General features: G+C 60.4%; 12 protein-coding genes. 10 read left to right on the top strand and 2 right to left on the bottom strand.

Features of this window, described 5'->3' with window-relative positions:
- The gene (locus QMK58_RS10305; protein ID WP_172681815.1) at positions 1–1,014 is read right to left on the bottom strand and encodes an AraC family transcriptional regulator; all 1,014 of its coding nucleotides are present in this window, start codon (positions 1,012–1,014) and stop codon (positions 1–3) included.
- A gap of 259 nt (positions 1,015–1,273) precedes the next feature.
- On the bottom strand, positions 1,274–2,524 hold the full coding sequence (locus QMK58_RS10300; RefSeq protein WP_053157828.1) for an OprD family porin: 1,251 nt from the start codon (positions 2,522–2,524) through the stop codon (positions 1,274–1,276).
- A 360-nt stretch (positions 2,525–2,884) separates the two neighbouring features.
- Between QMK58_RS10300 and antA the strand changes: the two genes are divergently transcribed.
- The 10 genes from antA (at position 2,885) to QMK58_RS10250 (ending at position 12,518) form a co-directional block, all read left to right on the top strand.
- Positions 2,885–4,288 carry an anthranilate 1,2-dioxygenase large subunit gene (gene antA / locus QMK58_RS10295; protein WP_053157825.1) on the top strand — a complete coding sequence of 468 codons (1,404 nt, stop codon included), beginning with the start codon at positions 2,885–2,887 and terminating at the stop codon, positions 4,286–4,288.
- 3 nt (positions 4,289–4,291) lie between these two features.
- Positions 4,292–4,783: an anthranilate 1,2-dioxygenase small subunit gene (gene antB, locus QMK58_RS10290; protein WP_320396223.1), complete on the top strand. Its 492-nt coding sequence runs from the start codon at positions 4,292–4,294 to the stop codon at positions 4,781–4,783.
- A gap of 19 nt (positions 4,784–4,802) precedes the next feature.
- Positions 4,803–5,825 carry an anthranilate 1,2-dioxygenase electron transfer component AntC gene (antC, locus tag QMK58_RS10285; protein WP_320396222.1) on the top strand — a complete coding sequence of 341 codons (1,023 nt, stop codon included), beginning with the start codon at positions 4,803–4,805 and terminating at the stop codon, positions 5,823–5,825.
- A 105-nt stretch (positions 5,826–5,930) separates the two neighbouring features.
- Positions 5,931–7,091, top strand: a complete 1,161-nt coding sequence (locus QMK58_RS10280) for an ABC transporter substrate-binding protein (protein ID WP_320396221.1) — start codon at positions 5,931–5,933, stop codon at positions 7,089–7,091.
- Between the two features lie 66 nt (positions 7,092–7,157).
- Positions 7,158–8,069 carry a branched-chain amino acid ABC transporter permease gene (locus QMK58_RS10275; RefSeq protein WP_053157813.1) on the top strand — a complete coding sequence of 304 codons (912 nt, stop codon included), beginning with the start codon at positions 7,158–7,160 and terminating at the stop codon, positions 8,067–8,069.
- A gap of 10 nt (positions 8,070–8,079) precedes the next feature.
- Complete coding sequence (locus QMK58_RS10270) at positions 8,080–9,096, top strand: branched-chain amino acid ABC transporter permease (RefSeq protein WP_053157809.1); 1,017 nt, start codon at positions 8,080–8,082, stop codon at positions 9,094–9,096.
- Positions 9,093–9,842: an ABC transporter ATP-binding protein gene (locus QMK58_RS10265; RefSeq protein WP_053157807.1), complete on the top strand. Its 750-nt coding sequence runs from the start codon at positions 9,093–9,095 to the stop codon at positions 9,840–9,842. Before QMK58_RS10270 ends, QMK58_RS10265 begins: the two co-directional genes overlap by 4 nt.
- On the top strand, positions 9,835–10,521 hold the full coding sequence (locus tag QMK58_RS10260; RefSeq protein WP_053157805.1) for an ABC transporter ATP-binding protein: 687 nt from the start codon (positions 9,835–9,837) through the stop codon (positions 10,519–10,521). Before QMK58_RS10265 ends, QMK58_RS10260 begins: the two co-directional genes overlap by 8 nt.
- A 6-nt stretch (positions 10,522–10,527) precedes the next feature.
- Positions 10,528–11,331 (top strand): alpha/beta hydrolase, encoded by an 804-nt coding sequence (locus tag QMK58_RS10255; protein WP_320396220.1) that lies wholly within the window; start codon positions 10,528–10,530, stop codon positions 11,329–11,331.
- A gap of 242 nt (positions 11,332–11,573) precedes the next feature.
- The gene (locus QMK58_RS10250; RefSeq protein WP_320396219.1) at positions 11,574–12,518 is read left to right on the top strand and encodes a PDR/VanB family oxidoreductase; all 945 of its coding nucleotides are present in this window, start codon (positions 11,574–11,576) and stop codon (positions 12,516–12,518) included.
- The last annotated feature ends 5 nt before the right edge of the window (positions 12,519–12,523 follow it).

The raw sequence follows: 12,523 nt of genomic DNA, 5'->3' as shown, positions 1-12,523 counted from the left end.
TCAAAGCGACCGATTGCGACGGGCTTCGCTGCGTTGCAGGGTGGCACTGGGCGTTTCGTTGAACAGCTTGCGGTACTCGCTGGCAAACCGACCCAGATGCGAGAACCCCCAGCACATAGCGATCACGGAAATGTTACGTACCGAGGCGTCTTCGAGGATTTCCTGGCGCACGGCGCCGAGGCGAAATTTTTTCAGGTACGCCATGGGCGAGACGCCGAAATGCTTGCGAAAGCCTTCGAACAGTTTGAAGCGGGACACACCTGCCGCCGCCTCGATGTCTTCCAGGTGCATGTCTTCGCGGGCGTTGCTTTCGATGAAGTCCTTGGCGCGTACCAGGTAGTACGGCAACTTGGCGCCCAGTTGGTCGCGCAGCTCGGCACTGTAGTTGTTGGGCTGGGAAAGAATAAGTCCCTTTATCATCGCGCTTTCGATATCGCGGGTGAAATACACCTGATTGAACAGATCGTGACCGCGCTCCAGCTCATCGATGTAGTAACGGGCCAGCCGCCACCAGGAGGCAGAGGCACCGTTGACGGCGTCCATCACCGGCTCGAATTTCAGCGGCATTTCCAGCGGGCGTTGCAGCATGCCTTCCAGGGTCTGGCGCATGGCCATGCGGGTGATCACCACGGAGATCTTGTGGCAGTCTCCGGCCATGGTCAGTGCCTGGGTTTCATGGGGCGTCACGATCAGCCCCTGGTCCTGGCTGGAGTACAAACGACGGCCGTCCTTGATCAGCTCCTGCTCGCCGCGAATCGGCAGGCTGAGGCTGTAGCAATTCAGGTGTTCTGCATCCTCGACGCCGATGGTCACGTCGGTGCCGTATTCCATTCGGCCCAAGGTCGTGGACATGGATTTGAATACATTGGCCTTGTGGTGAAACTGAATCCGGTTTGGCTGGCTCGTCTGCAGTTCGTGCGGCCCGCAAATGCCTGCCATCCACGCACGGGCACCGGCCAGGTCGTAGCGATCTATGCGGATATCTCGAAACTGGGCAACATTTGGTTCGGTCATCTCAGTACACCCACGGCAATAGACATCGACACGCTCTTCGGCGCGTATTTACATTGGGTCTGCAAGGGCTATGCCCAGCCGGTGCGAACAGGCGATATCCGCATTTTTTGGCTAGTAATCGGAAACTATCTGGATATCGAACGCGTTGAGCGGTGTTGATGCGCACAGCAACGGTGCCGGCCATGGTCAACGCCATGGGTAATGCGCTACCCAAGGCGTCACTTCAGCGCACAACCGCGTTCGATTTGAGGGCAGGACGTTACCAAAATTTCCAGGTGTAGGTGGTGATCAAGCGGTTCTCCGCCCAGTCGTTGCCGTGACTGAATTTAGAGACAACGTTTCCGGCCTCTACACCCACGCCTTTGAGCGGACCGCTTTGCACCACATAAGACAGCACGAGATCGCGCTCCTGTTCCGCTGCCTGGCTGAGGTTGTCGCCACGGTCCACCGACGTACCCTTGAAGTAGCGGGTCATGAAATTCAGGCCGGGCACGCCGAGGGCGGCGAAATCGTAGTCATAACGAACCTGCCAGGATTTCTCGTTGGGCTTGATGAACCCCACGCGCGACCAGTTCACCAGAAACGGCTGTGGTACATAACCACCCAGGGTCGGGAAGTTACTGTCGCCAAGCATGCGCTGGTATCCCACACCGAAGCGGTGCCCGCCTTTTTTCAGCGAGGTCATGGCGCCGTAGGAGCGGTTGTCGATGTCCCCGTAGAGTGCGTCGCCGTCTTCGTTGTTATTGAAGTAACGCAGGTCGGTCTTCAGCCCATAACCGTCGCCCAGGTCTGCCAGATGAGTAATGCCCAGGTAGTGTTGCTGATAGATGTCCTCCAGTTGCGCGTAGAAGTAGGTACCGGTCAGCGAGGGCGTCAAGGCATAGCTGGCACCGGCGAGGTTCAGGCCGTCACTGCCATGGCGCACGCCGGAACCGGTCTGCAGGTACAGCTTTTCGTAGTTGGAGGAGTTACGCGCCCCGATCTCCGTCAGCCGTCCGGCGGTCAATGTCAGACGGTCGACCTCCTTGGACTCAAGCAAGGCACCGCGATAGGTCGTGACCAGTTGGCGCGAATCGTCAATGATCACCACCGGCAGAAACGGCCGCAGCTCACCGACTTTCAGCTCGGTTTTCGAATAACGCATCTTCAGCGTCACACCGCCGCGGCCGTATTCATCGGCCTGCTCCTGACGGCTTTGGCTGTAAGGGATGATGGTGTCGTCGCCGCGCCCGCCTCCGCCGTCCAGACGATAGGCATACTGACCCTCTGCATCGAGGCCGAACTGCACCGGGCCTTCGGTGTAGCCGGAGGCGAAACGCAGGTCGAAACCCTGGGTCCAACTGCCCACTCGAGAATGGGGTGGGTTGTTCTCCTTGTAATCCCGATCAATGTAAAAGTTTCGGGTGCCCAGCGTCAGCTTGCTGTCATTGACCACATCCGCCTGTGCCAACAATGGCGCCAACAAACCAAATGTTTGAACTCCACGAACCAGCCACGCTTTATCCAACATATTATTTCTTCCCCTGCTGCTTATAGAGCAACACATAAATAGAAGGCACTTCTGGCACAGAACCCAAGGCCGTTAGCAATGGCAGTTTTTACTGACCTGAAGCGAGACACTCTGGTGGTGCTTGGATCGAGATTAAGCCGCAACAAGTTCATCAGCGGCTATCCCGTTACTGGAAGACAAATAGCCATTTGCTCAGCCACCCGGCGCGTAAAAACCCAATTATTACTGGGTCATACCGCTAACCACAGGGGATCAGGGCTTATTTTCCGGATGAGTTTCCACTATTAAGCGGATAGACCCTGTTCGCCACCCCGTCATTAAATGAAGGCGTGAATTAGCCCATTGGCCGAGGACTGGGAAATGACAACTGCACGAAGTATCGAACAGTGGAAAAGCTATATAGAAAGTTGCCTGGACTTCCGCCCGCAAGACGGCGTTTATCGTATTGCCCGCGATATGTTTACCGACCCGGAACTTTTCGATCTGGAAATGGAACTGATTTTCGAGAAGAACTGGATCTACGCCTGCCATGAAAGCGAAATCGCCAATAATCACGACTTCATGACCCTGCGTGCCGGTCGCCAGCCGCTGATCATCACCCGCGACGGTGAAGGTCGTCTCAACGCCCTGATCAACGCCTGCCAGCACCGCGGCACCACCCTCACCCGCGTCGGCAAGGGCAACCAGTCGACCTTCACCTGCCCTTTCCACGCCTGGTGCTACAAAAGCGATGGCCGCCTGGTGAAGGTCAAGGCGCCGGGCGAATACCCCGAAGGCTTCGACAAGGCGACCCGTGGCCTGAAAAAGGCTCGTATCGAAAGCTACAACGGTTTTGTGTTCGTCAGCCTGAACGTGGATGGCACCGACACCCTGGAGGACTTCCTCGGTGACGCCAAGGTGTTCTTCGACATGATGGTGGCCCAGTCGCCAACCGGTCAGCTCGAAGTGCTGCCGGGCAAATCGGCCTACACCTATGACGGCAACTGGAAACTGCAAAACGAGAACGGCCTGGACGGTTATCACGTCAGCACCGTCCATTACAACTACGTGGCCACCGTGCAGCACCGCCAGCAGGTCAATGCCGAGAAAGGCCTGACCGCCAGCGACACCCTGGACTACAGCAAACTGGGCGCCGGTGACAAGGAAACCGACGACGGCTGGTTCGCTTTCCACAACGGCCACAGCGTGCTGTTCAGCGACATGCCCAACCCGGCCGTGCGCCCGGGTTACGCCAGCATCATGCCGCGACTGGTCAAGGAACATGGCCAAGGCAAGGCCGAGTGGATGATGCATCGCCTGCGCAACCTGAATGTCTACCCGAGCATGTTCTTCCTCGACCAGATCAGCTCACAGCTGCGGATCATCCGTCCACTGGCCTGGAACAAGACCGAGATCAACAGCTTCTGCCTGGGGGTCGTCGGCGAGTCGGATACCGATCGGGAAAACCGTATTCGTCAGTTCGAAGACTTCTTCAACGTCTCCGGCATGGGTACCCCCGATGATCTGGTGGAGTTCCGTGAAGCCCAGCGCGGTTTCCAGGCCCGCCTTGAACGCTGGAGTGACATTTCCCGCGGCGAAGGCAAGTGGGTCAAGGGCGCCACCCGCAACAGCGAAACCATTGGTATCGCTCCGGCACTGACCGGCACCGAATTCACCCATGAAGGCCTGTACGTCAATCAGCACGCCAACTGGCAGCGCTTTTTGCTCGAAGGCCTGGCGCGCAAGGCGGCCGAACAACAACCGTTGAAACTGCGTGAGGTGTGAAACATGAATTCGCAACTGCAATACCGCGTCGAGCAATTTCTTTATCGCAACGCCGAGGCCTGTGATGCCCAGGACTGGGACACCTACCTGGCCATGTTCAGTGAGGACAGCGAATTTCACCTGCCGCAATGGGATTCCGAGCATGTCTACACCACTGACCCGAAAAAAGGCATGTCACTGATCTATTACCCCAATCGGGGCGGCCTGGAAGACCGGGTGTTCCGCATTCGCACGGGCAAGGCGGCGTCGACCATTCCGATGCCGCGCACCCTGCACCTGATCAGCAACGTGCGCATCGCGCCGCTGCAGGATGATGAGCTCGAGGTGCACGTCAACTGGAACACCCTGTATTACCGCATGCAAACCGCCGAGCAGTTCTTCGGCCGCGCCACTTACCGCCTGCGCCCCGACGGCGAGAGCTGGAAGATCGTCCGCAAACACGTGGTTCTGCTCAACGACACGATCAACTCCGTGCTCGATTTCTACCATCTCTGAACCCTGCGGATTAACGCTCATGACGTACAAGGTCGCCTTCAGTTTCGCCGATGGCAAAACACTTTTCTGCAACGTGCAGAACAATGAAATCCTGCTCGACGCGGCCCTGCGCAGCGGGATCAAGATTCCGCTGGATTGCCGCGAAGGGGTTTGCGCGACCTGCCAGGGCCGCTGTGAATCCGGGCAGTACACCCTGGACTACGTGGACGATGAAGCGCTGTCGGCCAGCGACCTGGCCGAACGCAAGGTGCTGAGTTGCCAGACGCGCGTGCAATCGGATGCTGCGTTCTACTTCGACTTCGACTCGAGCCTTTGCGGCAGCAGCGGCCCGAGCAGCCTGCAAGGCACCGTAAGTGAGGTGCGACAGGTCTCCCCGACCACCGCCATCGTGCACGTGGAAGTCGGCGCAGCGGGCGCGGCGCTGGACTACCTGCCGGGCCAGTACGCTCGCCTGCAAGTACCGGGCACCGAGCATCGCCGCTCGTATTCCTTTGCCTGCGCGCCGGGCAGCAGCAACCTGCAATTCCTCATTCGCCTGCTACCCAGCGGCGTGATGACCGACTACGTGCGCGATCGTTGCCAGGTCGGTGACGTGATTCACATGGAAGCGCCGCTGGGTGCCTTCTACTTGCGCCACATCGACCGCCCGCTGGTGATGGTGGCCGGCGGCACCGGGCTGTCGGCGTTCCTTGGCATGCTTGACCAGATAGCCGACCAGCACGGCTGCGATCACCCGGTACACCTGTATTACGGCGTACGCGAGGCCGCGGACCTGTGTGAGCTGTCGCGCATCGAGGCCTATGCCGCACGGATCCCGGGGTTTCGCTTCACGCCGGTGGTCAGTAACTCCAACCCTGACTGGTCGGGCAAGACCGGCTATATCGCCGAACACCTGGAGTTGGCCGAACTGCGCGACCAGCCGTTCGACCTGTACCTGTGCGGCCCGCCGCCTATGGTCGAGTCGATCAAGGACTGGCGCCAGCAGCACGGCCTGGATCACAGCCGTCTTTACCTGGAGAAGTTCACCGAGAGCAACAGCTGACACAGCGCCCCCATAACAACAATCAATCGGCCCGACCGAACACTGAATCACTGCCCTCATCGACATCTATCGTGCGTTGGCACGACCTACTTCATAGGCCGCCTCATGAAAAATCTGGTATTGCGTGCATGTCTGGCAACCTCCCTCTGCGCAGCATCCGCTGCACAGGCCGTGGAACCTGTCCGAATCGGCTTCATCACCACCCTCTCCACCCCCGCCGGCTACCTGGGAGAAGACTCGCGAGACGGCTTCCAGCTGGCGATCGATCAGGAAGGCGGCAAGCTCGGCGGTGTGCCGGTGCAACTGATCGTGGAAGATGATGGCCTGCAACCGGCCAAGGCCAAGCAGATCGCCGACCGCATGAGCCTGGATGGCGTCTCTCTGTATACCGGGGTGATTTTTTCCAACGTGCTGGCGGCCGTGATCAATACCACCACCAAAGACGCTTTCTACGTCAGCAACAACACCGCGCCTTCGACCCTTGCCGGTGAAAAGTGCATGGCCAACTACTTTGTCGGCTCCTACCAGAACGACACCCCACACGAAATGGCCGGTGTCGCCGCCAATGAGCTGGGCTACAAGAAGATGGTGATCCTGGCGCCCAACTACCAGGGAGGCCGTGACGCGCTGGCCGGTTTCAAGCGCACCTTCAAAGGTGAAGTGACCGAGATCTATACCAAGCTCAATCAGCTGGACTTCTCGGTGGAACTGGCACGCGTGCGTGCGCTGGCGCCGGATGCGATCTTCCAGTTTCACCCGGGTGGCGGCGGCATCAACTTCGCCAAGCAATACGGCGGCTCGGGCCTGTCGGCGCAAATACCGATGATAGTGCCGGTATTCTCCATGGATGAGCGCATGCTCGCCGCCACCGGCGATGTGGCCAAGGGCACCAACATCGTCACGCTGTGGAACCCGCAATCAGACAACCCGGCCAACCAGGCCTTCATCAAAGCCTTCACAGAAAAATACAAGCGTGTCCCGACGGTGTATGCCGCCCAGACCTACGATACGGCACGGCTGATCGGCGCGGCCCTGAAAACCTCCCAGGGCAATCTCAAAGACCAGGCGGCCTTCCGCGCCGCCATGAAGAACGTCAAGTTCGATTCCATTCGCGGTGACTTCAGCTTCGCCCAAAACCGGCACCCGGTGATCGACTGGTACCTGCTGCAGGTGCAGGCTGGCCCCGACGGCAAGCTGATCGAAGTGCCGATCAAGACCCTGGCGACACGCCACGTCGACAGCTACGCCGCTCAGTGCTCGATCTGACCGGCACCTGAATCCCGTCCTCGCCCTGCAGCACAACTGCGGGGCGTTTTCATGAGGAACGCAGCAATGCTATTGCTCGAACAGATTCTCAACGGCCTGCAATACAGCGCCTTGCTGTTTCTGCTGGCCTCAGGCCTGACATTGATATTCGGCATCATGGGCGTGATCAATCTGGCCCACGGCGCTTTTTACATGGTCGGTGCCTTCTGTGCCGCTTACACCGCCATGGCCACCGGCTCGTTCTGGCTTGGCGGCCTGGCCGCACTGATCGGCTCAGCCTGTTACGGCGCGCTGATCGAATTATCGATCATGCGCCGCCTTTACAAACGCGATCACCTGGATCAGGTGCTGGCGACCCTGGCGGTGGTATTTTTCAGCAACGAATTACTGACCGTGATCTTCGGCCGCAGCCCACCGGCGATGCCCACGCCCGAATGGTATTCAAGTTTTGTCCAAGTGCTGCCCGGGCTGATGTACCCGGTCAGCCGGCTGTTGTTCATCGCCGCAGGGCTGGTGGTGGCGCTCGGCATGTGGCTGCTGATCAACCACACGCGCCTGGGCATGCTCATTCGTGCCGGTGCAGACGATCACGAAATGGTCGGCGCGCTGGGCGTCAACATCGCCCGTCTGTACACCCTGGTTTTCGTATTCGGGTGCGTACTGTGCGGCCTGGCCGGTTTCATGGCGGCACCGCTGCTGTCAGTGGAGATCGGCATGGGCGAGAAGATCCTGATCACCACCTTCGTGGTTATCGTCGTCGGCGGTGTTGGCTCGGTGCGGGGTGCTTTGGTGGGCGCTTTGCTGATCGGCATGGTCGACAGCCTGGGCCGTGCCTACATTCCGCCGCTGCTGGACCAACTGCTGCCCAGCGAAACCAGCGGCACCCTGAGCGGCGGTCTGATTTCCGCCAGCGCCTACATCGTCATGGCCCTGGTGCTGCTGGTACGCCCGCGCGGCCTGCTGCCGGCCCGTGCCTGAGGAGAACGCCATGTCACCACGCCTTATCATTGACCTTGCGTGCCTGGCGACCTTCGCCTGCATGCCGTTGCTGGCCCATTGGCTACACGAACCCTATCTGGTCAGCTTCTTCACGCGCCTTGCGATCTACGGCATGGCGGCCATCAGCCTTGACCTGCTGATCGGCTACGGCGCCATGGTCAGCTTCGGCCATGCCGCGTTCTTCAGCCTGGGCGGCTACATCGTTGGCATCATTGCCTTTCACACGTCCCAAGGCATGCCGCTGTGGGGCTGGGAGGGCAGCAACAGCGCGATGGTGGTGTGGCCACTGGCCCTGCTGGTCTGCGCGCTGTTCTCGCTATTGGTGGGTTATCTGTCACTGCGTACCAGCGGCGTGCAGTTCATCATGATCACACTGGCGTTCGGTCAGATGCTCTACTTCGTGCTTGGCTCACTGTCGCTGTACGGCGGCGACGACGGCATTCTGCTCAACGAGCGCAATACCCTCGGCACGCTGGATCTGGGTGATGCCAACCACTTCTACTACCTCTGCGTGATCTTGTTGGCCGGCTGGATGCTGCTGTGCCGACGACTGGTCAATTCACGTTTCGGTTTTGTCCTGCGCGGACTCAAGCAGAGCGAGCGGCGCAGCGTCAGTCTGGGGCTCTCGCCCTTGCGCTATCGCTTGACGGCGTTTGTGATCGCCGGCACCGGCGGTGGCCTGGCGGGGATTCTGTGGGCCAACTACGCGCTTTTCGTCAGCCCCGACATGGGCGCCTGGCAGAAGTCCGGCGAGCTGATGGCGATGGTAATCCTCGGCGGCGTCGGCACCCTGCTCGGTCCACTGCTGGGCGCGGCCACCTACCTGGGCCTCGAACAGGTGCTGAGCCAGTGGACGGAGCACTGGATGCTGATCTTCAGCCCCCTGCTGTTGCTGGTGGTGCTGTTCGGCAAGAAAGGCGTTTACGGATTACTGCTGAGCCTGTTGCTGCGCAAACCGAAGGTGATGTCCGTCCAACCGGACGCCGTCGTGGAGGCACGCCCATGAGTGCACAACTGTCGATTCGTGATCTGCACAAGACCTTTGGTGCAGTGAAAGCCACCAACGGCGCCAGTCTTGAACTGGCCAAGGGCGAGTTGCACGCCATCATCGGCCCGAATGGCGCCGGTAAATCCACACTGATCGCGCAGATCGCCGGGGAGGTTTTCCCCGACCGCGGCCAGATCCACCTCAACGGCCAGGACATCACCCGCGTACCGGCCTGGCAGCGCCCGCGTCTGGGTCTGGCGCGGGCTTTCCAGGTCAGCCAGCTGTATAGCGAGTTCACCCTGCTGGAGAACGTCGCCCTGGCTATCGCCGCCCGCGAGGGCAAGGCGTTCGGCATGTGGCGTGCGCTTGGCCGCGACACCCGCCTGCTGGATCCGGCACTGGGGTACTTGCAACAAGTAGGCCTGGACGCTCGCGCCCAAGACTCCGTCCACGAGCTTTCCCATGGCGAACGGCGGCAACTGGAGATCGCCCTGGCACTGGCTCAGGAAGCTTCGGTGTTATTGCTCGATGAGCCGATGGCCGGAATGGGGGCTGACGAATCCGCGCGCATGACCGAGCTGTTGCACAGCCTCAAGGGTCGCTACGCGATCTTGCTGGTTGAACACGACATGGACGCGGTATTCGCCCTCGCCGACCGCATCACGGTGCTGGTGTACGGCCAGACGGTGCTGACCGGCAGCGTCGAACAAGTGCGCAACGACCCGCAAGTGCGGGCCGCTTACCTGGGAGAAGAACATGCTTGAAGTTCAAGGCTTGAAAGCGGGTTATGGCTTGAGCCAGGTGTTGTTCGACATGCACCTGAGCATCGAGCAGGGCCAGGTGGTGTCGCTGATCGGGCGCAACGGCATGGGCAAGACCACCACGGTCAAATCGATCATGGGATTGCTCAAGCCCAGTGCCGGCAGCATCCGCATCAACGGCACGGAAATGCGCGGTGCAGCGCCCTATCGCATCGCCAAGGCTGGCCTGGGGCTGGTGCCAGAAGGCCGCCGCGCCTTCGGCACTTTGAGCGTGCGGGAAAATCTGCTCGCCACCGCCACGCGGGGCAAGTGGGACCTGGCACGGGTCTATGAACTGTTCCCGCGCTTGCTGGAGCGTCAGGACCAGCTGTCACGCACGCTGTCGGGCGGCGAGCAACAGATGCTGGTGGTCGGTCGCGCGCTGCTGACCAACCCCAGCCTGCTGATTCTGGACGAAGCCACTGAAGGCCTGGCGCCGATCATTCGCGAGCAGATCTGGAGTTGCCTGGCCACTCTCAAGGCCGAGGGTGAGACGATTCTGGTGATCGACAAGAATCTCAAGGAAATGGCGCGGGTGGTCGACCGTCATCACATCATCGAGAAGGGACGACAGGTCTGGGATGGCACACCACTGGAACTGGCCGCTCAACCCGAACTGTCGCAACGCTACCTGGGAATATGAGCAGCCATGGACCTTGATCAGGCTTACAACAACGTCGCCGCCGTGGGCAATTTCCCGCAGATCATGCAGCGTTTTCGCCAGCGCAGCGCCGAGACCTATGCGAACCACGCTTGGCAGCGTGATGTGTCGTATGGCAATGCCAGGCGCGAGCGTTTCGACTGGTACGCCCAGGCGAATGCCGGGGCGCCGACACTGCTGTTCATTCATGGCGGTTACTGGCAAGCCTCGGACAAGGACGACTACGCCTTTATCGCAGAGGGCCTGATCGAAGCGGGTTTCAATGTCGGTTTGCTGGAATACACCCTCGCGCCCGAGGCGAGCATGGGCACCATCGTCGGACAGATCGGCAAGGCCCTGGACTACTTGGTGGCGCATCGCGAAGCCTTGAACATCGGTCAACAGGTGGTGCTTTGCGGGCATTCGGCAGGCGGGCAATTGAGCGCGCTCTATCGCCAGCATCCGCTGGTGACCCTGGCCATGCCGATCAGCGGCCTGATGGAGCTTGAACCCATCAGCCGCTGCTGGCTCAACGACAAGCTGCAACTGAGCGAAGACGAGATCCATCGCTATAGCCCGCAACGGCTGATCGGCGAAGGCGCACCGTTGCTGGTGACCGTGGGCGGGGATGAGTTGCCGGAGTTGATTCGGCACTCGCGCGAGTACGCCAGTGCCTGCCTTGAGGCCGGGCAGGCCGTGAGCCTTGTCGAGCTTGCCGGGTGTCATCACTTTGCGGTGCTGGAAGATCTGGCCAGGGCTGATGGTGAACACTTGCGGGCACTGTTGAAACACCTGCCCCCCGATTCCCTGTAGGAGCGAACTTGCTCGCGATGAACCAGAGAACACCACGGGGAATCAGGTTCCCCGCGTCATCGTTGACAACCATCGTGAGCAATCTCGCGCCTACAGTGAATGGGGTGCCGTATCCAGATTGCGCGCGGTGTTTTCAGGAAGTAGATCAGTCTCGCCAGAAGTGGATACCGGTTTGCCGTTTGCGGCTTTTTTGACCCCCTCAAGCTTCATACAGTGACTACGAATTCAGACAGGAATTGCGTATGTCCAGCCTCTCGCTCAGGGTCCAACAGATCGATCCTCTGACCCCCGCAATCCGCCGCGTGCTGCTGGTGTCCAACGATGCCCAGCCGCTACCGGACTTCACTGCCGGAGCCCATCTGGAGCTGCATGTACCGGGCAGTCGCGCCCAACGCCGGGCCTATTCGCTGGTCAACCTGACCGACAGTAAACACTACGAGATCGCCGTCCAGCTTGAAGAAGCGAGTAGCGGTGGATCGCGTTGGGTGCACTCACTCAAGGTCGGCGATGAACTGCTGGCCGATGCGCCACGCAACCACTTTCCACTGTGTGAAAACACCGAGCATGCCCTGCTGATCGCTGGAGGCATCGGTATCACGCCCATGCTTGGCATGGCCCGGTCGCTGCAAGCAGCCGGCAAGCCGTTCACCCTGCACTACGCCGGTCGCGATGAAGCACAGATGGCCTATCTGCCAGAGGTCCGCGCTTGCCTGGACAGCCATTGCTGGATCAGCGGCGGCGACCCGCAAAAGCGCTTCCCTGCCGCCACGATTCTGGCCGCGCCGAGACCCGGCCTGCACCTCTACATCTGCGGCCCGAGCGCCATGCTCAACAGCGTGCTGGCCTGCGCTCGCGAACAGGGTTGGGCAGAAGATCACCTGCATTACGAACTGTTCAGCGGTGCCCTGGAAGTGGCCGACGATCAAGGCTTTGAGGTGCACCTGCGCGAAAGCGGCGTGAACCTGCAAGTGGCCGCCGGGCAAAGTGTGCTCGACGCCATGCTCCAGGCCGGCCTGGACCCGATGTTCGACTGCCGACGGGGTGACTGCGGGGTGTGCGTCGCCCAGGTCATCGACGGTCAGCCCGATCACCGCGACATCTGCCTGTCGGAGCGCGATCGCGCCAGCGGCAGTTTCTGTACCTGCGTCTCCCGTGCCAGCAGCGCGCTGCTGGTGCTCGATCTGTGACAAGC

Origin of the sequence: Pseudomonas sp. P8_241 (assembly GCF_034008315.1) — a bacterium.
GTDB lineage: Bacteria > Pseudomonadota > Gammaproteobacteria > Pseudomonadales > Pseudomonadaceae > Aquipseudomonas.
The sequence above is the reverse complement of the archived record's forward strand: the minus strand, read 5'-3'. Positions and strand labels throughout refer to the sequence as shown.

Excerpts from the sequence above, each read along its gene's own strand:
- QMK58_RS10305 (WP_172681815.1), bottom strand. The coding sequence starts at position 1,014 with ATGACCGAACCAAATGTTGCCCAGTTTCGAGATATCCGCATAGATCGC.
- QMK58_RS10300 (WP_053157828.1), bottom strand. The coding sequence starts at position 2,524 with ATGTTGGATAAAGCGTGGCTGGTTCGTGGAGTTCAAACATTTGGTTTG.
- antA (WP_053157825.1), top strand. The coding sequence starts at position 2,885 with ATGACAACTGCACGAAGTATCGAACAGTGGAAAAGCTATATAGAAAGT.
- antB (WP_320396223.1), top strand. The coding sequence starts at position 4,292 with ATGAATTCGCAACTGCAATACCGCGTCGAGCAATTTCTTTATCGCAAC.
- antC (WP_320396222.1), top strand. The coding sequence starts at position 4,803 with ATGACGTACAAGGTCGCCTTCAGTTTCGCCGATGGCAAAACACTTTTC.
- QMK58_RS10280 (WP_320396221.1), top strand. The coding sequence starts at position 5,931 with ATGAAAAATCTGGTATTGCGTGCATGTCTGGCAACCTCCCTCTGCGCA.
- QMK58_RS10275 (WP_053157813.1), top strand. The coding sequence starts at position 7,158 with ATGCTATTGCTCGAACAGATTCTCAACGGCCTGCAATACAGCGCCTTG.
- QMK58_RS10270 (WP_053157809.1), top strand. The coding sequence starts at position 8,080 with ATGTCACCACGCCTTATCATTGACCTTGCGTGCCTGGCGACCTTCGCC.
- QMK58_RS10265 (WP_053157807.1), top strand. The coding sequence starts at position 9,093 with ATGAGTGCACAACTGTCGATTCGTGATCTGCACAAGACCTTTGGTGCA.
- QMK58_RS10260 (WP_053157805.1), top strand. The coding sequence starts at position 9,835 with ATGCTTGAAGTTCAAGGCTTGAAAGCGGGTTATGGCTTGAGCCAGGTG.
- QMK58_RS10255 (WP_320396220.1), top strand. The coding sequence starts at position 10,528 with ATGGACCTTGATCAGGCTTACAACAACGTCGCCGCCGTGGGCAATTTC.
- QMK58_RS10250 (WP_320396219.1), top strand. The coding sequence starts at position 11,574 with ATGTCCAGCCTCTCGCTCAGGGTCCAACAGATCGATCCTCTGACCCCC.